This is a genomic window from Caloramator mitchellensis (assembly GCF_001440545.1).
Taxonomy (GTDB): domain Bacteria; phylum Bacillota; class Clostridia; order Clostridiales; family Caloramatoraceae; genus Caloramator; species Caloramator mitchellensis.
In genome coordinates this window covers 280,450-301,587 of the sequence record NZ_LKHP01000002.1, presented here as the reverse complement: position 1 = coordinate 301,587, position 21,138 = coordinate 280,450, and the positions used below count along the sequence as shown (strand labels likewise).

The window sequence follows — 21,138 nt, the reverse complement described above, 5'->3', positions numbered from 1 at the left end:
ATATATCACAGAAACTCAAATGCAATTCAAATATAATTATAATAGAAAATAAAGGGAGGTAGAGGTATGATTAGAAAAATAGTTCACATAGACGAAGAAAAGTGCAACGGATGTGGTTTGTGTATTCCAAATTGCGTTGAAGGAGCATTGCAGATAATAGATGGGAAAGCTAAGCTTGTAAGCGATACTTATTGCGATGGATTAGGAGCGTGTCTTGGACATTGTCCACAGGATGCTATAACAATTATTGAAAGAGAAGCAGATGAATTTGATGAAAAGGCTGTAGAAGAATATTTAAAGAGCATGGGAAGAACATTGGAACATTCACATGGACATAACCAGCATAATCATAATGAACATCATGCACATCATCACCATATGGGGGGATGCCCTGGCAGCATGATGAGGCAGATAAATAGGGAAGTTAAGGATGAAAAAGTTACGGTGAGCTCAAAGCTAAGACAATGGCCGGTTCAGCTTGCACTTGTATCACCACAAGCACCATATTTTTATAGAGCAGATTTGCTAATAGCTGCTGACTGTGCAGCATATGCATATGGAAATTTCCACAATGATTTTATAAAAGATAGAACAGTTGTTGTAGGATGTCCAAAGCTCGACGATAACGAATACTATACGAAGAAGCTGGCAGAAATTATTAAGAATAACGATTTAGAGTCAATTACAGTTACAAGAATGGAAGTGCCATGCTGCAGCGGAATTGCTATGGCAGCAAGAATGGCGAGAGATATGGCAGGTGTAAATATCCCTGTGAAGGTAGTTACAATCAGCGCAGAAGGCGAGATTATTTCAAGAGAATATGTATAATACCTATGTTAGGTATAATATGCTTGAATTATACCCCTGAAAGGGGTATAATTTTTTTTGTTTAAATTCAATTGTGTTGTAAGTTATTAGATTGTTATGGTTACGAAGAAGCTGCTTTGTATCGAAAATTAATCTGCATGTGAGATAAATTTGTTTGTTAGGTAGATAATATATTAATAAATGCTCCCCAATATATAACACGTTTTGTTTAGGTGAAAGGCTATTAATAAAAAGATTGCTGTAGCAGCCTGTCCAAATTGACAAACAAATCAAGAAGTCAAGAAATCAAGTGAATGTCACCAATGCAAAGGAGATGATACTATGAATATGATGCAGCTTATTTCAATTGGGGTGTTCGTAGCAACGTTTATTATAATAGTAACAGAGAAGATAAACAGAACGGTTGCTGCTATGGTGGGGGCTATGATTTTGTTGGTTGTAAAGATAATTGACCAGGGAGAAGCAACAAGATTTATCGATTACACGACTGTCGGGGTTCTTGTTGGTATGATGATTATTGTATCAATAATTAAAAGGACAGGGCTTTTTCAGTATCTTGCAATAAAGGCAGCTAAGATGGTTAAAGGGGACCCAATGAAGATAATTGTTTTATTTGGAATAATGACTGCAGTATTGTCGGCATTTTTGGACAATGTTACGACAATTCTTCTAATGATTCCGGTAACATTAGTTATAGCAAAGCTTCTAAAGATTAGTCCCATCCCATTTATAATGTCTGAGGTTTTGGCTTCAAATATTGGTGGAACTGCTACTTTAATAGGTGACCCTCCAAATATTATGATAGGCTCAGAGGCTGGGATTGGATTTTTAGATTTCGTATTGAACTTATCACCTGTTATCATAGTTATACTAATTGTTAGCGTATACATAATTAGAAACATATATAAAAATGATTTGCACGTTGATGAAAAATTAAAAGAACATATAATGAAGCTTGACGAGAACACAGCAATTGTTGACAAGAAGCTGCTTATTAAGAGCCTCTCGGTCTTGGGGCTGGTTATACTTGGCTTTTTCCTACATGAACATTTAGAGTATGAGTCCTCAACAGTTGCGCTTGCTGGGGCTACAATACTTCTTCTATTTAGCGGAATAGAAATAGATGAGCTATTAGTAGAAGTTGAATGGCCGACTATATTTTTCTTTATTTCATTGTTCATAATAGTTGGGACTTTAGAGGAAGTAGGAGTAATTTCAATGCTTGCAAAGCTTGTAATTGAACTTACAAAGGGAAACTTAGTTATAACTGGGGTAGTAATACTATGGTCGTCGGCAATATTATCAGCATTCCTCGACAATATACCTTTTGTAGCGACTATGATTCCTCTTATAAAAGGCCTTGGTGCTATATCGGGTATGAATATAATGCCGCTCTGGTGGGCGCTATCACTCGGTGCATGTCTTGGTGGTAATGGAACATTGATTGGGGCGTCAGCTAATGTAGTTACAGCGGGGGTTATGGAGAAAGAGGGCTATAAAATAACGTTTAAGGACTTTATTAAACTTGGATTCCCACTTATGCTTATTTCAATAGCTATATCGACGGTTTATCTTTTGATTTTCCAATTAAGATAGAAAAGGGGTTTTATTATGAAGGATATCAACGTTAAGGAAACTATGCATGAAATGTTGCTAAGGCAGATGGGTGCGAAAGTTATCTGCTACGTAGGTAAGCAGTGCTATGTAAAGTTTAATATAGAAGGATATGAGATAAGCTATGCATATAATATAAATTCTAAGGAAAAATATTTTCTGCAAAGAGTAAAGCCATATCCTATGGTCGCCGGTGTATTTGAGGATTTAAAAGATGTGGTGACATTGATAGAAATAGACGTGGAACAGTTTAGAAATGTAATATCGAGCGGCAAGTTCGAAAAATTCTTGGAGTTAAATAAAAAGATACTCGATACAGCAAGAAATCTTGAGGATTTGTTTTTGTATTATAAAGTTGATGAAAAAATGTTCGACGAGATAATGAAGGAAATAGATGATGTCAGAGAAAAGATAATGAATAGTGCAGCTCCAGAAAAGAGAGTTTACTTTAAAAAGGACCCGGAGACATTGTAAAAAGTGCAGGAAATTTCCTGCGCTTTTTTATTTTTATTTCATATAATGAATGATATAATATAGTTAAACAAGATAATAATGTTTGTTAATTGAGAATTTATTGTAATAAATGCAAGTTTGTCCTAGTTGACAAACAAATCAAGAAGTCAAGAAATCAAGTGAATGTCACTTATGGAAGGTGATGTGTATGTTGAAGGAAATAGAAAGTCTAATTGAGAGATTTGAAGAGTTGAGCCAGCAGGAGTTAAAAGAGAGGATTGAAGAGTTAGCAAGGATTGCTGAAAAGAATTTTTTGTTTGAGGTTCAGTTCATTTTACTTAAGGTAATGAGTGAAGAAATTAGAAAAGAAGAGGTTTTGGACAGGTTAAGGGAATGCAAAAGGTTAATTGAAGAGAATTTTTTAAAGGATGACGAGTTTTTGTTTATCACAAATAATCCCGATGAATTTAAGGAGTTAATCGACTCTTTAAAGATGGAAGGCTTTAAGGTGGCGGTAGAGAGTTATAATGCAGATATTGTGGACTACATTTATTTAAGAAGACCTGATGTTGTTTTGATTGATAACGATGAAAGAAATCATGGCATATTTTTGATAAATGTGTTGAATGAAGAGGAACTTTCAAGCAAAGTTCCAATAATTATATTTGGTCAATGTCAAAGGAGTGAAAAAATCAATGCTGAGCTTTTGGGAGCCATTGATTGTATACTAAAGCCGTTCGATTCGGATGATGTATTTTTAAAGTTAAAGAATATTTATCGCCTGTCCAATGCATATATCAAAAACAATATACATGATATATTTACAGGAGTTTATTCGAGGTATCATGGTGAAATAATTTCAAAGAAGGAGTTTGCAAGGTTAAAGGAAGCAGACGGTAGTATGATTTTTATGCTTCTTGATTTTGACGGTATGTCAAAAATTAATTTGATGGTTGGAAAAACGGTTGGAAATGATATTTTGAAGGATGCTGCTGATATTTTTAAAAAAAATGTAAAGGACAGCGACATAATATATAGAAGAAACGGCGATGAATTTGCTTTTATGTTTTTCAACAAAAATATATTAGAAGTTCTGATAATTACCGATAAAATACAAAAAGATTTAGAAAATCTGTCTAAAAAGTATAAGGTAAGAATAAGCATTTCTGCTGGGATTGCAGAGTTTGAAAAGGGTATGAAAAATATAGACGAGTTAATCGATGCTGCTAAAAAGAGCCTTGCAAAGGCAAAGCTGGATGAAGGGGGAAGGATTTATACCTCAAGGCAAATAAATGAATATTCCAAGAAAAAAATATTATTTGTGGATGACGATAAAATAATTCTTGCTATATTAACTAAGAGATATTCAAGCAAGGGCTATACAGTCCTTACAGCATCGAGCGGTGAAGAGGGGCTAAATGTTTTTGCTGACAATAAAGATGTTAATTTAATCGTTAGTGATTTTTATATGCCGGGTATGACGGGAGATGAATTTGTAAAAAAGATTAGAGAGACTAATAAGAACGTTAAGATAATAGTTCTTTCGGCCCACAAGTCCGAGAGCCATGTCCAAAAGGCTCTATCGGCAGGCGCAGATGAATACATTACAAAACCATTCTCACCAATTGAACTTGACATTAGAATTAAAAAATTATTAAGTTAGTGGTGATATTGTGGAAAGATTTGTTTATATTTCGATTATATTTTTTACTATTGTTATATTCTTTTTATATCTTTATCTTATAATTGAAAAATCATTAGATATTTATAGAAATAGAATAAGAAGGAAATATGAAGCTAATATAATCAAGTTGACTGATTATATAATTCAAAGGATTGAAGAGGGAAACCTGGGTCAAAAACACTTAAACAAATCAAAAGAAATAGTTAAAAACAAAATCAAGAGAGAGATTTTTGAAGATAGGCTTCTTTACTATTTCACTTTATACAAAGGACAAATAGTAAAAAAATTGATAGAATTTGTTGAGGAAATAGGACTTGTTGACATTGAGATTAAAAATCTTGAGTCTAAGAATCTATATCATGTGTCTATGACTTTAAGAAAGCTTGGGGAGTTTAGATGTAAAAAAGCCATTCCCTACCTTCTTGATGTTTTAAAGATTGAAGTTCCAGATATAAAATATAATTCACTTTTAGCATTATCAAAAATAGGAGATGAGGAAGCCTTTATCGAAGGTTTTAACAGAATTACAGCAGGTATACCTCTATCCGAGAGAAGCTTAATAGAACTAATCGACGATTTCGAGGGGGACAAGGGGTATGTATATGAAAAGATGATAAACTCGGATAACGACTTTTTATCTGCTATTTTCATGAAATCTGCAGCGAATTATATGGATTTTCGCTTCTCTGAGATGGCAGTTAAATACTTAAAGGATAACAACAAGGAAAAGAGAATAGCAGCCATTAAGCTAATAGGCAACGCTGCTGATGTAAGATTTATAGATGAAGTTTTAGAGTGTCTAAACGATGCTGAATGGGAGGTCAGGGCTGTAACTGCAAAGGTGCTTGAAAGATTTGAGGATGAAAAGGCAGTAATACCTCTTGTAAGCGCACTTTCGGACAAGGTGTGGTTTGTTAGGTATAACGCAGCTAAATCTCTTATTAAGATTCCTGGAGGAATTGATGCAATCGAAATAGTAATGCAGGGCGATGATAAATTTGCAAAAGATATAGTTATTTATGCTGTTGAAAACCTTGGAATATTGAATGGTTTTGCAAAGGATGTTCCAAAGGAAGTGCAGGAAAAGATTTCAGGAATATTTGAGGAGTATAGAAAAGGGTGATTAAATGATTAGAGAAATTATTCTCAAGTTCAATATATTTATAATTTATTATGTTATGGCTATTAATTTAATATATTTTATCCAGCTCATTTTATCTTCATTTAGTCTTTACAAGTATATTAGAAAAATAAGATATTCCGATTATCAAAATTACACGACATCTTTTAACATGCTTCCAATATCGGTTTTGGTGCCTGCATATAATGAAGAGGAGACTATAGTTGATAATGTAAAATCGCTTTTATCCTTGAATTATCCTGAGTTTGAGATAGTTGTAATTAACGATGGCTCAAAGGACGAAACATTGAAAAGGCTTATAGACGCCTTTGAGTTAAAGGAGATTGACCAGCCAATTCGATACCTTGTTAACACGAAAAAAGTGCTGGGAGTTTATAGAAACATCGATATCCCAAATCTTGTCGTTATAGATAAGGAAAATGGAGGCAAGGCTGACGCTTTAAATGCAGGTATAAATGTTTCGAGATATCCTATATTCGCTTCCATAGATGCAGATTCAATTTTGGAGAGCGACTCATTAGTAAGAGTTATAATGCCATTTATTGAAGATAAAGAAACAATTGCAGTTGGAGGAATTGTTAGAATTGCAAATGGTTCAAAAATAAGAAGAGGTATTATTGAAAAGGTTGAACTTCCCAAGAATAGGGTTGCACTTTTTCAGATAATAGAATATTTGAGGGCTTTTTTAACAGGAAGAATGGGCTGGGATGCTCTAAATTCGCTGCTTATAGTTTCAGGAGCATTTGGAGCTTTTAAAAAAGATTTTGCAGTTGAAGTTGGAGGGTATACTACTGGAACTATAGGCGAGGATATGGAAATAATCGTAAGACTTCATAGATATATGAGGGAGAAGAAGAGAAGATACAAAATCAAATTTGTCCCTGACCCTGTTTGCTGGACTCAGGCTCCGGAGAGGCTGAGAGATTTAAGAAGCCAGAGACGAAGATGGCAAATTGGTCTTATGGACACGCTTTTAAGGCATAAGAGAATGCTTTTAAATCCAAGATACGGTGTTATCGGACTATATGCTTATCCTTACTTTTTCTTCTTTGAAATGCTTGGTCCGATAGTTGAGATAATCGGATATATATTTATTCCTGTTTCTTATATATTAGGAATTTTGAATATTAGATATTTTATCCTGTTCCTTGTTGCATCAATACTCTACGGGGTCATTCTTTCGGTAGGGGCAATTTTATTAGAGGAATACACTTTTAATAAATATCCATCCATTGGGCAAGTTATTAAACTAACTCTATACGCGATATATGAGAACTTTGGATACAGGCAATTAACCAGTCTTTACAGGTTTGAGGGTATTTTTAAGTTTAGAAAACTTAAACACAGCTGGGGAAAAATTAAAAGAAAAGGATTTGCGCAATCTGCATAAAAAAATCACCTCTACAAAAAATATTGAAGAGGTGATTTTTATAAGAAGGACTAAAGTTTATTTAATAAGCATTTTAATTTTTCTAATGCTGGGGCAGACACTAGCCAGAGGAATGGTGCATTCTGTTAATGCGGGGTGCATACTTTACAAGATTTCAGCTCAGAACGGAACGCACGTGCTGGAAATATTAAAAACAAATTCAGGACTTGAATCGACTTCGTCAATATATTTTGTGCAAAAGGATGAGACAAATGTTGTAGCTGATATAAGAACCCTTGAAAAGGAGGTTGTAAGGCTTGTAAATATTGAGAGGGCTAAGGCAGGATTAAAACCGTTAAAGGAAAATACTTATCTTAGCAAAGTTGCTCGAATTAAGTCGCAGGATATGATAAATAAGGGTTACTTTTCGCATTATTCGCCAACATATGGTTCACCATTTAACATGATGAAGAAATTTGGGATTAAATATATTGCAGCAGGGGAAAACATCGCGATGGGACAAAGGACCCCAAGAGAAGTTATGAATGCCTGGATGGCTTCAGCAGGACACAGGAGAAACATATTAAACCCAACATTCACACAGATAGGAGTTGGAGTTGCAAAAAGTGCAAGCGGTAGAATATATTGGACTCAAATGTTTATAAGGCCATAACCCCGATTTGGGGTTATTTTTGTTGCAATATGTCTATTATTGGAATAATTTGTATTACGATTATATAAAGGAAAAAATCGTTTTTTGGAGAATTAATTCTATTGTGTAAAAATTTGTTTTGGGGTGGGTAAGTTGGAAAATATCGATTTGAGCTTAATTATTAATAATATTCCTGAAATAATAACTGTTTTTGATGGTGATGGTAAAATATCATTTATCTCTCCTTCTGTAAAGGATATTTTAGGCTATAGTGTAGAGGAAAGTTTAAACGCTAATATTTTTGGTGGAATACGTAAGAGCGATGTTGAAAAAGTTAAAAATATAATAGATTATATAAGAACAACAAAGGGTAGCGCTAATGTGGAATATAGATACAGGCATTCGAAGGGTAAATATGTCTGGTTAGAATCTAATGGAAGGGTTATATATGATAAATCTGGGAATGAAATTGGTATAATAAGCTTTACAAGGGATATAACAGAAAAGAAAAGACTGCTGAGGGAACATGAAAAGAAAGAAGAAATACTAAGGACGATAATTGAATCAACTAAGGGTGGAGTTTTGGTTTATGATAATCAGAAGAATATATTAAACATTAATTCAATATTAAAGAAATTATTGAATATAGACATGGAAGTTAGCAGTGCAAAGGAATTGCATGGATATGGACAAAGGTTGATTAAAAATTTTGATGCATTCATGAAGAAAGTAAAAATATTTACCAGGATGAAAAATATTACAACTGGGAGAGTTGAAACGTTTGATGGAAGGTTTTATGAGTTTTACACTAAACGGGTTAGTAAATCAGGAAAAAATTTCGGAAGGATATGGCAAATTTTTGATGTGACTTCATTGGTAAAGACTGAAGAAGAATTAAAGAGAAAAGAAAGGCAGTATAGAATGTTTTTTGAACTCATGCCCGATCCGATTGTCGTTCACAAGCAGGGAGAAATACTCTATGCAAATAAAGCAGCAAGAAGAATGGCGGGGATGGATGATTTAGTTGGCAAATCTGTTTTTGATTTTTTACATAGGGACTTTTTTGAAATAGTTAATGAAAGAATAAAAAACGTTCAACAGGGAGGAGAGGCACAACCTTGGATTCAAGAAAAGATATTTAATAAATTTGGAGAGGAAATAGACGTAGAGGTTGCAGCAACACCTGTTGATATCGATGGTGAGGCTGTATCATTGATAGTTTTAAGGGATTTACGTGAGAAAAAGCAAGCAGAGAAGAATATTATGCAGCTTAAGGAAGCGGTTGAAATAGAAAGGATAAGGACGGAGTTTTTTGCTAATATTTCACATGAATTGAGAACACCTTTAAATGTAATATTAGGCTCTCTTCAACTTGTGGAATTATACAGCAAAAACAATGAACTTGATAATGAGAAAATAAAAAAATATACAGATATCATGAAGCAAAACTGCTTTAGATTATTAAGAATAGTAAATAATCTTATAGATATAACCAAGATAGATGCTGGGTTTATGGAACTTGTGCCATCGAACAATGATATTGTAAAGGTAGTTGAGGATATCGTTATGTCGGTTTCTGATTATGTAGAATCATATGGATTGAACATAATATTTGATACTGAAATTGAAGAAAAGTTTATTGCATTTGACCCAGATAAAATTGAAAGGATATTGTTAAACCTTATATCAAATGCAGTGAAGTTTACAGATAAGGACGGATATATATATGTCAATTTGTATGATAAAAAGGATTATATAAGGATTTGTGTTAAGGATACAGGAATTGGAATTCCAAAAGATAAAATAGGAATAGTGTTTGAAAGATTTAGACAGGTGGATAAGTCTTTGAATAGAAACCGAGAAGGAAGTGGAATAGGCTTAGCTCTTGTTAAATCGCTCGTTGAGATGCATGGAGGAAAAGTAAAGGTCAGGAGCAAGTTGAATGAAGGCAGCGAATTTATTATTGACATACCTACAAAATTAAAGGTGGAAAACTCTGAATTAATGAGCAGAAATGCCACAAAATCTCATGTTGAAAGTATAAACATTGAGTTTTCAGATATATACAAATAAAGTGTCAAATTTTTATACCCTGCATATTATAAAATATGCGGGGTGATTTTGTATGATTTATGCTGTAATATTATCTGGAGGATTAGGACTTAGATTCTGGCCAAAATCAAGAAAGAATTTACCAAAGCAATTCTTAAAGGTAATTGGCGAAAAGACGATGATTGAAAACACTGTCGATAGGATTTCAAACATCATCCCTAATGACAGAATTTGTATAGTTACTAATAATATTTATGTAGATAAGATTAATGAAATATTAAAAATTAAAAGTGGTAATATATTCAAAGAACCATTAAACAAGGAAACAGCATCCTGTATAGGCCTTGCTGCAATTAAACTATTGAAACGAGACTTTGATGCAACAATGGTAGTTCTTCCATCCGACCATGTCATTCAAGCGCAAGAGGATTTTGAAAAAGCTATCATAAAGGCAATCGATGTAGCTCAGGACGGGGATAATCTTGTAACATTCGGAATAACACCAACACGCCCTGAATCAGGCTACGGCTATATTGAAATAGGCGACAGCGTAGAAGAAGGAGTTTTTAAAGTTAAGCGTTTCATTGAAAAACCTAATATTGACGTTGCCGCCTCCTTCTTAGAAAAAGGAAACTTCCTCTGGAACAGCGGCATGTTCGTATGGCGTGCAGACCCACGACTTACCAAAGTGCAATGGTGACATTCACTTGATTTCTTGACTTCTTGAATTGTTTGACAATTTATGTGTTTATTTATCTTTTTAGTGTGGTAAAATTAAATAAAGGATAAATGTGGGGTGATGGGAATGGTTAAGAAAATGCCGCCGATAATAAAATTTTTTGCTTTTCTGCTTGTTTTAAATGTAATATTATTTGGATTAAGGGTTTCAGCAAAGAATGCAACTGCGGACAAATGCATCAAAAACGTGATAAATGATGTTTTGAAAAACAACATCTCGAATTATGAAAATAAAGAGAAACTTGTAAATATAAAGGAAGCCTTTTATGAATTCAAAAAACAGGGACTCTCTTATGCTTATCATCATGTTGCCTATGATGAGGGCAATGAAATATATAATGTTTTTGTTGTATTCAAAAATAAATCTGGTGATTTTGCTTCTGAAAGGAACATAGAAATTGCGATGAAGATAAAAAGAGAAATTTTGACCTACAAATTTGAAGATGCTACAATAATTTATTTAAAATAATTGTTAGGGTGGGGTTAAAATGGAAGAGAAAGAAAAGTTTATAATATGCAACCATTGCAATAGATTTATAAAGGATAAGCAGGATTTAGTTGTAGCCTTTGATTTGTTCTTTATGAATGCTTATCATTCTGAATGTTATGCCCAGAGACTTAAAAGTAGCTTTTTTCAAGGAAATAACCCAGTTAATGGTCATGTATCAAATAAGATAACAGTTATTTTAGGTTTGGCAGGACTTTTGATAGTTTTTACGGATTTTTATGCTTATACTGCCCTTATTATTCTCCAGTTGGGCATTAGACTATATTCTTGGTTCAAATTTGAGAGGATGCTTGAATAAAAAATGGAGGTGAGTTTAATGAATTTAGTAAAAGTTGAAATTGACGTTCCCGAAACATTACTTAGTTATGTGGATGTAAATGATGTTGAATATCGAAAAAAAATAAGGGAATTAATGGTTTTTGAACTGGTAAAAGAGAATAAAATATCATATGGTAAGGCTGCTGAAATATTGGGGTTAAGCAAGTTACAATTTATAACTGACCTTGGTAAAATGGGTATAGCTTATTTTGATATGGAAGGTTCAGAAGTTTTAGAGGATGCAAAAATGTTAGATAAACTTTTGGAGGAAGAAAGATAATGATTGTGGTTTGCAATACGACACCTATTTTATCGCTTTTAAAGATAAATTGCCTGAACCTTCTTGAAAAAATGTTTGGACAAATTTTTATATCAGAAGGTGTTTTTTTGGAATTAATAGCAAAAGATAAACATGATGAAGAGATATTGAAATATGCGAATGAATTTTAGGTGATAATCATAAAAGGCAGGTTAATCCCCTGCCTCATTATATCAATTTCATCTCCCTTTGCATTTTTATTACTTCACCTTGTTTTTCCTGAGTTAAGCTTCATTGTGCAGGAATAGTAATGAGGTTTTTCTCCTGTTTTTTCGTTTAACACTCCATATATAACCTTCATTGTGCTTTTGCACTTTGCACATCTTATGATACCTGATAATAGACCAAACTTTGAGTTGCCGAGCCTTGGTGCTTTTTCTTTGTTCTTTTCAAGACTCTTTTGAACTTCAATCCAATCTTTAGCTTCAATTATTCCTTCATGTTTTGCAACTGCACACACCCAAAGACTTTTGTCCTTAAATTCGCCTTTACCTTTTCTTTTATTATAGAGCAAAAGTACAGTTATTCCTTTACTTTCTATATAGTCAAAAACCTCTTTAGTTGCTTTAACATATGCAGGATTATTAAGTATTGTTTTAATTTTCATCTTAACAAATTCAGTGCTGTAAAAACCTTCATCCTCATAAATTAAATAATCACTAATGCCCATCCTTTCAAGATAGTCCTTGAAAATAGATATTTGATTATCAATTGATTCGCCTTTCCCTGTGTATTTTGATTTTCTTGAATAAATTGCTGCAACATTCAACTACATTTCCTCCTGTGCGTAAGCTTTCTTGAGAACTTCAATTAAATATTCAATTTCATCTGCATTCTGGGAAAACTTTGATTTGATTAGATTAAGAACTGCTTGTGTGTATAAGTCATTTAAACTTTGGCAGGAAACATTAGGACTTTTTATTGTTATATTTGACATAACCCCCACCTAAAGGATTGCTAGGGGAAGTGGTTGTAAATTTGCTGGAATTAATCTAATATAAATATATAGAGTTGATTTATAAAATATTAATAACAAGATAAAGTGAAAGGAATTTAATCGTTTTTTGGTGGAAAAAATGGAATCAAGAAATAAATAGCTGAAAATAGATTTTTAAAAATTTGGAGGGACTATGATGAAAATGAAAATCCCTTTAGGAATTAGCGATTTTAAAAGCCTGAAATCAGATGATTATTATTTTGTTGATAAGAGCTTATTAATTAAAGAAGTTATTGAAGATGGTGCTCAGGTTCTACTGTTTGCAAGACCAAGACGTTTTGGGAAAACATTAAATATGAGCATGTTGAAATATTTTTTTGATATAAATAGCAATAGTGGAGATTTATTTAAAGGGTTAAAAATTACTGAAGATGAAGAAATTATGACAAAACAAGGAAAATATCCTGTTATTTACTTGACTTTTAAAGATGAAAAGTATTCAAAATGGGAAAATACTATTAAGGGGATAGAAATACTGGTTAGCAAGCTTTATGAAAACTTTGATTATTTATTAAACAGCAAAGAAATCTCAGACCATAAGAAGGAAGAAATGAGGAAGATAATTAGAAGAGAAATTGACAATGTTGAACTTTCTAAAAGCATATTGAATTTATGTGAGCTTTTATACAGGCATCACAATTCTAAAGTGGTGATATTAGTTGATGAATACGATGTTCCAATCCAAAGCGGATACATACATGGATTTTATGATGAAATAATTGAATTTATGAGGAATTTCTTAAGCGGTGGTTTAAAGGACAATCCTTATCTTGAAAAAGCAGTTATAACTGGCATATTAAGAATATCTAAAGAGAGCATTTTTTCAGGTCTTAACAATCTGAAGGTCAATACCATGCTCAACGAGCAGTATAGTGAGTATTTTGGCTTTACTGAAGGTGAAGTAGAACAGATTTTAGATTATTATGGTCTTAAGTTTAAATTTGGAGATATTCGAGATTGGTATAACGGTTATTTGTTTGGGAAAGATGTAATATATAATCCATGGTCAGTTCTTTATTATACAGCAAATTATAATGAAGGATTAAAACCATATTGGGTTAATACAAGCACAAATGACCTTGTAAAGATTCTCCTGACAAATGGCGGTCAAGAGATTAAGAAGGACCTTGAAGATTTGATTAAAGGTGATAAGATACTGAAAAGAATTGATGAGAACATTATATTACCTGATGTTGATAAAAGCTCTGAAAGCGTATGGAGTTTCTTACTCTATAGTGGTTATCTTAAGGCTAGCGATAAAAATTTAAAAGAAGGTAAGCTCTATTGTAACTTAACAATCCCAAACAATGAAGTAATGTATCTTTATAAAGAAGTTATTTTATCATGGATTACGGATAATATAAGTATTAATAGATTTGAAACAATGATTAAGAGTCTTTTGAAAAAGGATATAGAAACATTCGAGGAAATACTGAGCGATTATGTATTCAAAAGCGCAAGTTATTTTGACATAGAAAGAGAAAGTGAAAAATTTTATCATGCTCTGGTTTTAGGCATGCTAATTGCAACTGAAGAATATTATCATATTAAATCCAACAGAGAGAGTGGACTTGGAAGATATGATATAATGATGATTCCTAAAGAAAGCACTAACCCTGGAATAATAATTGAATTTAAAAAAGTGAATACAAGAAAAAATGAAACTCTTGAAACTGCGGCACAAAATGCATTGACGCAGATTGAAAATCAGAAATATAGACAAGAACTTGTCGATTTAGGAATAAAAGAAATAATAGAAATGGCAGTTGTTTTTGAAGGAAAGGAAGTTCTTGTTAAGATAAAATAAGCATAAGTGACATTCACTTGATTTCTTGACTTCTTGAATTGTTTGACAATTTATGTGTTTGTTTATCTTTTTAGTGTGGTAAAATTAAATAAAGGATAAATGTGGGGTGATGATATGGCACTTCCTAAGAAAATAGATTTTTATACTTATAAGGACTATATAAATATTGATGGTGATTCAAGAGTTGAGCTTATAGATGGTCAGTTTTTTGCAATGTCACCCGCACCATCAAGAATTCACCAGAAAATAGTGACTGAAGGAGCGAGAATTATTGGGAACTTTATAGCTGAAAAAGGCTTAAACTGTGAAGTCTATGTAGCACCTTTTGATGTAAGATTAATTGATGAAGGTGGAAGTGAAGATACCTGTAAAAATGTTGTTCAGCCAGATATTTCGGTGGTGTGCGATAAAAATAAATTGGATGATAAGGGCTGTAAAGGTGCCCCAGATTTTATCATAGAAGTTGTTTCACCATCAAATGCTTCAATTGATTATGTAAAAAAGCTTTATTTATATGAAAAGTTTAAGGTTAAAGAATACTGGATAATTAATCCTGATTCAAAAAACGTGCTTGTATATACATTAAATAATGAGGGACAGTATGGGGAACCACAGAAATATAGATTAGATGAGCAAGTTCAATGCAATTTATTTAAAGAGCTTGAATTTAGATTAGATGAAAAAAACTGGTGATGTGTTAATCCCTGAAAATAGATTTATATATAAAAATTATTTTTGGAGTGAAGTTAATGGTTCAAGGCAATTTATTTGAAGTTGAAACAATTTTAAAGGACAATATAGATAAACTGCTCAGTAATTTTGATATTAAATTAATTTATATTTTTGGTTCCTATGCAAAGGGAATCAATAAAAAGGACAGCGACCTTGATATTGCAGTTTTAATGGGGGAATATACGCCCCTTGATAAATTAAACTTAATTGGAGAGCTAATGGATATTTTTAAAAGGGACGACATCGACCTTGCCATATTAAACGATGCAAACGAGGTTTTAAAATTTCAGGTAATAAAATATGGTAAAAATGTCTATAAGGTAAGCGAAGAAGAAAGAGTTTTATTTGAAGCAAGGGCTATGGACGAATATATGGATATGGAATTTTTCAGAAGAAGGCAAAAGGAAATTATGGACATGGTCTTTATGGAAAAATGGGGTGATTTAAGTGACAAGAAATATAGTTGATTTGATAAATTTTAAAATAAGAGAACTACAGAAAAATTTATTACAATTAAAGCAGGTATCTTACGAAATTAATAAAGAAAATCTTAAAGAAGATATAATAAGATATTGGGGTATTGAGAGGGGAATACATATATGTGTAGAGTGCGTCCTCGACATTGCTAATATAATAATATCTTCTTTAGGTTTAGAAAGGCCTGATAGTTACAGAGAAACCATATTAACTTTGTATAAACAAGGTGTTATTCCTGAACAGTTTGCCAAACAAATTGTAGGAATGGCATCCTTTAGAAATATACTTGTGCATGACTACACAAGGGTTGATGAAGATGTTGTATTGGATATTTTAATGAATAGGCTTGATGATTTTGTGATGTTTATTAAATATACTACAAAATGGCTTGAAGAGAATTATTAAGGCAGGTTAATCCCCTGCCTCTTTATATTTAATATCAATTGTTTGGCTATCACCATCCCAATAAATTGTATCTATTATGTCCTTAAGAAGCATTTTCTTATCTTCAAAGGATGCACTTTCAAAGAGGGTTTCAAACCTTTTCACAGATTTTGCAAATTCCTCAATTTTCTTTTTCCTTGCAACTTCAAGTTGATGAGTATCTTTAAGTTCTTGAAGTTTTTTATTTAAGTTTAGGTTTTCCTTTGAAAGGGAGTCTATTTTTTGAAGAAGAATTTTAGATAAATTAGAATCATCCGTTAAAGAAAGAGTGTTTGTCAAATTATCTATAGACTTTTCATTTTGCCTAATTTGACTGTTTATAACTTCAACTTCATCCTTTAAGGACTTTGAAGATAAACTTTCTTGGTATTTTAAAAGTTCATTTATAAGCTTTTCCTTATCAAGGCTCAAGTTTTTTAGTGTTCCAATAACATACTCTTCAATTTCATCTCCCTTTGCATTTTTATTACTGCACCTTGTTTTTCCTGAGTTAAGCTTCATTGTGCAGGAATAGTAATGAGGTTTTTCTCCTGTTTTTTCGTTTAATACTCCATAGATAACCTTCATCGTGCTTTTGCACTTTGCACATCTTATGATGCCTGATAATAGACCAAACTTTGAGTTGCCAAGCCTTGGCGCTTTTTCTTTGTTCTTTTCAAGAATCTTTTGAACTTCAATCCAATCTTTAGCTTCAATTATTCCTTCATGTTTTGCAACTGCACACACCCAAAGACTTTTATCCTTTAATTCGCCTTTACCTTTTCTTTTATTATAGAGCAATAGTCCATTTATTCCATTAGGTTCACCGATTACAGTTATTCCTTTACTTTCTATATAGTCAAAAACCTCTTTAGTTGCTTTAACATATGCAGGATTATTAAGTATTGTTTTAATTTTCATCTTAACAAAATCAGTGCTGTTTTTTGTTTTAATGTTATTCTTTAATAGATATTTCTCAACTTGGCTAAGGGACTTATGCTTAAGATACAGTTGGAATATAAGTTTAACCATTTCAAGCTCTTCTTTAATAGGTTCAAGTTTAAACATCTTTTTCTGCTTGCCGTCCTTATCGTTATATATGATAGGGACACTTTTAAATCCTGTAGGGGTTTCCCCTCCGAGCCACCTCCCGCCCTTAGCAAGCTCCAGCATATTGTCCTTTATTCTTTCTGCTATAGTTTCCCTTTCAAGCTGGGCAAATACGCTTGCAATATACATCATTGCTCTTCCCATTGGCGAAGAAGTATCAAATTGCTCAGAAACCGAAATAAAATTAATAGTATATTTCTCAAGAAGCTCAATAAGATGAGCGAAATCAGCAATGTTTCTGCTCACCCTATCAAGCCTATAGCATATAAGCACATCAAATTTTTTAGCCTTAGCATCCTTTAGCATCCTTTGAAATTCGGGTCTTTTTACATTTTTACCTGAAAAACCTTCATCCTCATAAATTAAATAATCACTAATGCCCATCCTTTCAAGATAGTCCTTACAAATAGAGATTTGATTATCAATTGATTCGCCCTTCCCTGTGTATTTTGATTTTCTTGAATAAATTGCTGCAACCTTCAACTACATTTCCTCCTGTGCGTAAGCTTTCTTGAGAACTTCAATTAAATATTCAATTTCATCTGCATTCTGAGAAAATTTTGATTTGATTAGATTAAGAACTGCTTGTGTGTATAAGTCATTTAAACTTTGGCAGGAGAAATTAGGACTTTTTAATGTTATATTTGACATAACCCCCACCTAAAGGATTGCTAGGGAAAGTGGTTGTAAATTTGCTGGAATTAATCTAATATAAATATATAGAGTTTATTTATAAAATATTAATAACAAGATAAAGTGAAATGAATTTAATTATTTTTTGGTGGAAAAACGGAATCAAGAAATAAATAGCTGAAAATAGATTTTTAAAAATTTGGAGGGATTATGATGAAAAGGAAAATCCCTTTAGGAATTAGCGATTTTAAAAGCCTGAAATCAGATGATTATTATTTTGTTGATAAGAGCTTTTTAATTAAAGAAGTAATTGAAGATGGTGCTCAGGTTTTACTGTTTGCAAGACCAAGACGTTTTAAAACAAAGAAAGTATCCTATTATTTAAGTGACATTCACTTGATTTCTTGACTTCTTGAATTGTTTGACAATTTATGTGTTTGATTATATTTAGAGTGATAAAATTTTAAGGGGTGGTGGGAATGAAGGAGTTAATGATTGGCGATAAGAAGGTTATAATAAGGCCAATCACTGCTGATGATGCAGCGGCAATGATTGATTATATGAATGTAATCGGTGGGGAGTCAGATTTTTTAACTTTTGGTCCTGGAGAATTGAATATTACTCTGGAGGTAGAAAGAAACATAATTAAAGGTTTCTTAGAAAAGAATAATGCTCTATTTATAGTTGCTGTTGCAGATGGTAAAATAATTGGAGCACTATCTTTTAGTGGCGGTGGGAGGAAAAGGCTAGCCCATACAGGGGAATTTGGAGTGAGCGTTTTAAAGGAATATTGGGGAAAAGGAATTGGGCAAGAACTAATTAAATATTTGATTGACTGGGCGAAGGAGACAAAAATTATTAGAAAGATAAACCTAAGGACAAGAAGCGATAATGAAAGAGCTGTTCGACTTTATAAGAAGCTTGGATTTGAAGAGGAAGGATTAATTAGAAGGGATTTTATGATTGACGGAAAGTTTTATGATTCTTTGATGATGGGGATGCTTATAGATTAAAAATTGTGTTTAATAACAATAGAAACATGAGAAAGTTCATCCAACTTTGGTAAAAAGCGGTGATAGACTACTTAGGGAAATAAAAAAGTATCTTCCCGACCTATATAAAAATTTAATGAGAATTTATGAGTATATTGGAACACCAGATGAGGAAAGAGTTATTAGAGAAGAATATGAAAAGATAGATGGAATATCTATAGATTTTGGCGTTATGCAAAGGACACATAGAGCAGTTGTGATTCCAACGAACTTTGTCTGGGATGATATTGGAAGCTTTACTTCATTAGAAAGATTCCTTAGTAGAGATGAAAATGGAAATGTAATTTCAAACTGCGAATCGGCTGTTTTGGATGTAAAAAACACAACCATAATAGGCGAAAAGAGACTTGTTGCAGCAATAGGAGTTAAGGATTTACTTATTATCGATACCGATGATGTCCTTCTTGTTTGTCCAAAGGACAGGAGTCAAAGCATAAAGGATTTGGTTAAGAAAATATCAAATGTTGAAGAACTTGAGAGATTCATATAAAGATAAAATAATCTTCATTGGATTAGCCAATGAAGATTATTTTTTGAATGATTTTGCATTATATAAAACTACTAAAAATAATTATCATTATCATATTGACATTGCTGTGAGTGTTTGATAATATTATAACTGTGAACATGAAAATCATTATCAAATACGGAGGGATTTTAATGAAAAAAGTATTAATCTCAACTCTGCTCATCTTTGTATTACTATTCAACGTAGCATTTGCTGCAACACCGGCGCATTTTATGGCTACTGAAGGTAAGTATATTTTCCCACATGCAGTTACTAAAGACGGTTCAGACTGGTATGAAGGCAAGATAACAGCTACAGACTACGCAGTAATAATTAGCGCATTGAATAATATTCAAAACAATAATTCAACCTACGCGACTAAAGTAGCAAATACATATATTGATTTAGTTAAAGCGACTGGAGGGTTATTTATAAACGAAGATGGCTCTGTTGTTTCTGGCTATGATTATAGCAACAACGAATATCACAACCAAAACAAAACTGACATAGCATCTGTTTCACAGATGAGTTTGGCATTCTATAATGCATATAAGAATAATTCAAAGTTTAATTATGGTGTATTCCATAGGTCACATATGGCAAGTCTCCAAAAGTATATAAATAGCGCCAAGAAGTCAGAGAGAAAGACTAAAAAATATAAAAACGCTGTTGCAGAGTTAGCAAAGCTAAATAAAATGAGTGCAGAAGCAGCCAAATATCAGAAGGCTGCAAAGGATTTGGCTTTAAAGAATGCACAGGCTACATCAAATTATGTTTTAAACAATCTATATAAAGAAGGAAAATTCTATAACGATTCAACATTGCAAAGCATTAATTATTCAACAATGGGAAATGGATTATTAGCTTTATCTGTTCAATGGAATTTAGCTGATTCTACAAAAAAACAAAGCCTAAAGCCATTAGCGAAGGCGGCATATGATTTTATCTATTCAACATTTGATTCAGATTATAATGTATTTGTATTAAGTGGAGACAGGGCTAATGTTAAATTTGATTTGAAGGATTTTGGAACATTCCTATGGGGTGCTAAAGAGCTTTCGGATATATTAATTCAAAGCGGATATAGAACAGAAGCTGCAGAAATAATGCTTCAAACAAATAAGATGATAGAAAAAGTTCTTGTAAAGGGTGTAACATATAGAACAGAAGGAATAGCAAGAGAAATACAGGTTGTTAACGGAACAGTAAGTGCATCAAAGGACGAAATTAATGTAGGAAGACTTCACCAATTCCTATATGGGTTCATGAAGTGGAACGAAAGCAAGTTTACTGATTTCATAGGAACTCATGCTGAGAATGTAATGTTCATTAAAAATATGGTTATATATTCAGCAAAGAACCATGTTGATGCATATGCAGCAATACATGATACAAAATTTTCTGATGTGTCAATAAAAAATGATGCAAAGGAAACTCCATATATAGCTTGGTTCATAGTTAATGCTGATTATATATTAGAAAATCACAAACATCACCTTTCAAAGTCAGAAACTGCAACTTTAGAAAATGCAGTTTTGAAGAATTACAATTTCCTAATGAATAAAATATTATTTAGCAATGGTCAATAAATTTGGCGGCTGTTTTGACAGCCGTTTTTTTATGATTTTACTTGGTTTCTTTATAGGGTAAGTTAATATACTTATTTTAATCATATTATAATAAAAATGATATTCGAATATAATTTAATAAAGCAAATTTAAGG

General features: G+C 32.5%; 25 protein-coding genes. 21 read left to right on the top strand and 4 right to left on the bottom strand.

The window, feature by feature from the left end; genetic code table 11:
* Positions 1-66 precede the first annotated feature (66 nt).
* The 13 genes from ABG79_RS03075 (at position 67) to ABG79_RS12470 (ending at position 11,807) form a co-directional block, all read left to right on the top strand.
* A complete protein-coding gene (locus ABG79_RS03075) occupies positions 67-828 on the top strand; it encodes an ATP-binding protein (RefSeq protein ID WP_057976992.1) in 762 nt (253 codons plus the stop codon).
* Positions 829-1,149: 321 nt separating this feature from the next.
* Positions 1,150-2,424, top strand: coding sequence for an ArsB/NhaD family transporter (locus ABG79_RS03070; protein WP_152978186.1), 1,275 nt, complete (start codon positions 1,150-1,152; stop codon positions 2,422-2,424).
* A gap of 15 nt (positions 2,425-2,439) precedes the next feature.
* Positions 2,440-2,916 carry a hypothetical protein gene (locus ABG79_RS03065; protein WP_057976989.1) on the top strand — a complete coding sequence of 159 codons (477 nt, stop codon included), beginning with the start codon at positions 2,440-2,442 and terminating at the stop codon, positions 2,914-2,916.
* 187 nt (positions 2,917-3,103) lie between these two features.
* A complete protein-coding gene (locus tag ABG79_RS03060) occupies positions 3,104-4,558 on the top strand; it encodes a response regulator (RefSeq protein WP_057976987.1) in 1,455 nt (484 codons plus the stop codon).
* 10 nt (positions 4,559-4,568) lie between these two features.
* On the top strand, positions 4,569-5,702 hold the full coding sequence (locus ABG79_RS03055; protein ID WP_057976985.1) for a HEAT repeat domain-containing protein: 1,134 nt from the start codon (positions 4,569-4,571) through the stop codon (positions 5,700-5,702).
* 4 nt (positions 5,703-5,706) lie between these two features.
* Positions 5,707-7,110: a glycosyltransferase family 2 protein gene (locus ABG79_RS03050; RefSeq protein WP_057976983.1), complete on the top strand. Its 1,404-nt coding sequence runs from the start codon at positions 5,707-5,709 to the stop codon at positions 7,108-7,110.
* 31 nt (positions 7,111-7,141) lie between these two features.
* Positions 7,142-7,762, top strand: coding sequence for a CAP domain-containing protein (locus ABG79_RS03045; RefSeq protein WP_242859298.1), 621 nt, complete (start codon positions 7,142-7,144; stop codon positions 7,760-7,762).
* A gap of 132 nt (positions 7,763-7,894) precedes the next feature.
* Positions 7,895-9,814 (top strand): sensor histidine kinase, encoded by a 1,920-nt coding sequence (locus tag ABG79_RS03040; RefSeq protein ID WP_057976981.1) that lies wholly within the window; start codon positions 7,895-7,897, stop codon positions 9,812-9,814.
* A 52-nt stretch (positions 9,815-9,866) separates the two neighbouring features.
* Positions 9,867-10,493 (top strand): mannose-1-phosphate guanylyltransferase, encoded by a 627-nt coding sequence (locus ABG79_RS03035; RefSeq protein WP_057976979.1) that lies wholly within the window; start codon positions 9,867-9,869, stop codon positions 10,491-10,493.
* Between the two features lie 105 nt (positions 10,494-10,598).
* A complete protein-coding gene (locus ABG79_RS03030) occupies positions 10,599-11,000 on the top strand; it encodes a hypothetical protein (RefSeq protein WP_057976978.1) in 402 nt (133 codons plus the stop codon).
* 19 nt (positions 11,001-11,019) lie between these two features.
* A complete protein-coding gene (locus tag ABG79_RS03025) occupies positions 11,020-11,337 on the top strand; it encodes a hypothetical protein (RefSeq protein ID WP_057976976.1) in 318 nt (105 codons plus the stop codon).
* An 18-nt stretch (positions 11,338-11,355) separates the two neighbouring features.
* On the top strand, positions 11,356-11,637 hold the full coding sequence (locus tag ABG79_RS03020) for a UPF0175 family protein (protein WP_057976975.1): 282 nt from the start codon (positions 11,356-11,358) through the stop codon (positions 11,635-11,637).
* The gene (locus tag ABG79_RS12470) at positions 11,637-11,807 is read left to right on the top strand and encodes a PIN domain-containing protein (RefSeq protein ID WP_160318210.1); all 171 of its coding nucleotides are present in this window, start codon (positions 11,637-11,639) and stop codon (positions 11,805-11,807) included. The genes ABG79_RS03020 and ABG79_RS12470 overlap by 1 nt, the downstream gene beginning before the upstream one ends.
* Positions 11,808-11,881: 74 nt before the next feature.
* On the opposite strand, the gene ABG79_RS03015 is transcribed toward ABG79_RS12470, so the two are convergent.
* On the bottom strand, positions 11,882-12,445 hold the full coding sequence (locus ABG79_RS03015) for a recombinase family protein (RefSeq protein ID WP_057976973.1): 564 nt from the start codon (positions 12,443-12,445) through the stop codon (positions 11,882-11,884).
* Entirely contained in the window at positions 12,446-12,613 is a 168-nt protein-coding gene (locus tag ABG79_RS12465; protein ID WP_160318209.1) for a hypothetical protein, read from the bottom strand.
* A 196-nt stretch (positions 12,614-12,809) separates the two neighbouring features.
* Here ABG79_RS12465 and ABG79_RS03010 point away from each other — a divergent pair, with 196 nt between their 5' ends.
* The 4 genes from ABG79_RS03010 (at position 12,810) to hepT (ending at position 16,094) form a co-directional block, all read left to right on the top strand.
* Positions 12,810-14,480 carry an AAA family ATPase gene (locus tag ABG79_RS03010; RefSeq protein WP_057976970.1) on the top strand — a complete coding sequence of 557 codons (1,671 nt, stop codon included), beginning with the start codon at positions 12,810-12,812 and terminating at the stop codon, positions 14,478-14,480.
* A gap of 114 nt (positions 14,481-14,594) precedes the next feature.
* Positions 14,595-15,173 carry a Uma2 family endonuclease gene (locus tag ABG79_RS03005; protein ID WP_057976969.1) on the top strand — a complete coding sequence of 193 codons (579 nt, stop codon included), beginning with the start codon at positions 14,595-14,597 and terminating at the stop codon, positions 15,171-15,173.
* 56 nt (positions 15,174-15,229) lie between these two features.
* Entirely contained in the window at positions 15,230-15,679 is a 450-nt protein-coding gene (gene mntA / locus ABG79_RS03000; RefSeq protein WP_057976967.1) for a type VII toxin-antitoxin system MntA family adenylyltransferase antitoxin, read from the top strand.
* Complete coding sequence (gene hepT, locus ABG79_RS02995; protein WP_057976965.1) at positions 15,660-16,094, top strand: type VII toxin-antitoxin system HepT family RNase toxin; 435 nt, start codon at positions 15,660-15,662, stop codon at positions 16,092-16,094. The genes mntA and hepT overlap by 20 nt, the downstream gene beginning before the upstream one ends.
* A gap of 6 nt (positions 16,095-16,100) precedes the next feature.
* On the opposite strand, the gene ABG79_RS02990 is transcribed toward hepT, so the two are convergent.
* Positions 16,101-17,705, bottom strand: a complete 1,605-nt coding sequence (locus ABG79_RS02990; protein ID WP_057976963.1) for a recombinase family protein — start codon at positions 17,703-17,705, stop codon at positions 16,101-16,103.
* Positions 17,706-17,873, bottom strand: coding sequence for a hypothetical protein (locus ABG79_RS12460; RefSeq protein WP_160318208.1), 168 nt, complete (start codon positions 17,871-17,873; stop codon positions 17,706-17,708). It abuts the gene before it with no gap.
* A gap of 195 nt (positions 17,874-18,068) precedes the next feature.
* Here ABG79_RS12460 and ABG79_RS02985 point away from each other — a divergent pair, with 195 nt between their 5' ends.
* From ABG79_RS02985 to ABG79_RS02970, 4 genes are all read left to right on the top strand, one after another.
* Positions 18,069-18,263 (top strand): AAA family ATPase, encoded by a 195-nt coding sequence (locus ABG79_RS02985; RefSeq protein WP_057976961.1) that lies wholly within the window; start codon positions 18,069-18,071, stop codon positions 18,261-18,263.
* A 71-nt stretch (positions 18,264-18,334) separates the two neighbouring features.
* The gene (locus tag ABG79_RS02980; protein WP_057976959.1) at positions 18,335-18,868 is read left to right on the top strand and encodes a GNAT family N-acetyltransferase; all 534 of its coding nucleotides are present in this window, start codon (positions 18,335-18,337) and stop codon (positions 18,866-18,868) included.
* A 46-nt stretch (positions 18,869-18,914) separates the two neighbouring features.
* A complete protein-coding gene (locus ABG79_RS02975; protein ID WP_057976957.1) occupies positions 18,915-19,397 on the top strand; it encodes a hypothetical protein in 483 nt (160 codons plus the stop codon).
* 170 nt (positions 19,398-19,567) lie between these two features.
* Positions 19,568-21,004, top strand: coding sequence for a hypothetical protein (locus ABG79_RS02970; RefSeq protein ID WP_057976956.1), 1,437 nt, complete (start codon positions 19,568-19,570; stop codon positions 21,002-21,004).
* Positions 21,005-21,138: the final 134 nt, after the last annotated feature.

Coding starts and splice junctions, on each gene's coding strand:
- ABG79_RS03010 (WP_057976970.1), top strand. CDS start 12,810: ATGAAAATGAAAATCCCTTTAGGAATTAGCGATTTTAAAAGCCTGAAA.
- ABG79_RS02970 (WP_057976956.1), top strand. CDS start 19,568: ATGAAAAAAGTATTAATCTCAACTCTGCTCATCTTTGTATTACTATTC.
- mntA (WP_057976967.1), top strand. CDS start 15,230: ATGGTTCAAGGCAATTTATTTGAAGTTGAAACAATTTTAAAGGACAAT.
- ABG79_RS12470 (WP_160318210.1), top strand. CDS start 11,637: ATGATTGTGGTTTGCAATACGACACCTATTTTATCGCTTTTAAAGATA.
- ABG79_RS03020 (WP_057976975.1), top strand. CDS start 11,356: ATGAATTTAGTAAAAGTTGAAATTGACGTTCCCGAAACATTACTTAGT.
- ABG79_RS03005 (WP_057976969.1), top strand. CDS start 14,595: ATGGCACTTCCTAAGAAAATAGATTTTTATACTTATAAGGACTATATA.
- ABG79_RS03030 (WP_057976978.1), top strand. CDS start 10,599: ATGGTTAAGAAAATGCCGCCGATAATAAAATTTTTTGCTTTTCTGCTT.
- ABG79_RS03070 (WP_152978186.1), top strand. CDS start 1,150: ATGAATATGATGCAGCTTATTTCAATTGGGGTGTTCGTAGCAACGTTT.
- ABG79_RS03060 (WP_057976987.1), top strand. CDS start 3,104: ATGTTGAAGGAAATAGAAAGTCTAATTGAGAGATTTGAAGAGTTGAGC.
- ABG79_RS12465 (WP_160318209.1), bottom strand. CDS start 12,613: ATGTCAAATATAACAATAAAAAGTCCTAATGTTTCCTGCCAAAGTTTA.
- ABG79_RS03025 (WP_057976976.1), top strand. CDS start 11,020: ATGGAAGAGAAAGAAAAGTTTATAATATGCAACCATTGCAATAGATTT.
- ABG79_RS03075 (WP_057976992.1), top strand. CDS start 67: ATGATTAGAAAAATAGTTCACATAGACGAAGAAAAGTGCAACGGATGT.
- ABG79_RS02985 (WP_057976961.1), top strand. CDS start 18,069: ATGAAAAGGAAAATCCCTTTAGGAATTAGCGATTTTAAAAGCCTGAAA.
- ABG79_RS03050 (WP_057976983.1), top strand. CDS start 5,707: ATGATTAGAGAAATTATTCTCAAGTTCAATATATTTATAATTTATTAT.
- ABG79_RS03035 (WP_057976979.1), top strand. CDS start 9,867: ATGATTTATGCTGTAATATTATCTGGAGGATTAGGACTTAGATTCTGG.
- ABG79_RS12460 (WP_160318208.1), bottom strand. CDS start 17,873: ATGTCAAATATAACATTAAAAAGTCCTAATTTCTCCTGCCAAAGTTTA.
- ABG79_RS03065 (WP_057976989.1), top strand. CDS start 2,440: ATGAAGGATATCAACGTTAAGGAAACTATGCATGAAATGTTGCTAAGG.
- ABG79_RS02980 (WP_057976959.1), top strand. CDS start 18,335: ATGAAGGAGTTAATGATTGGCGATAAGAAGGTTATAATAAGGCCAATC.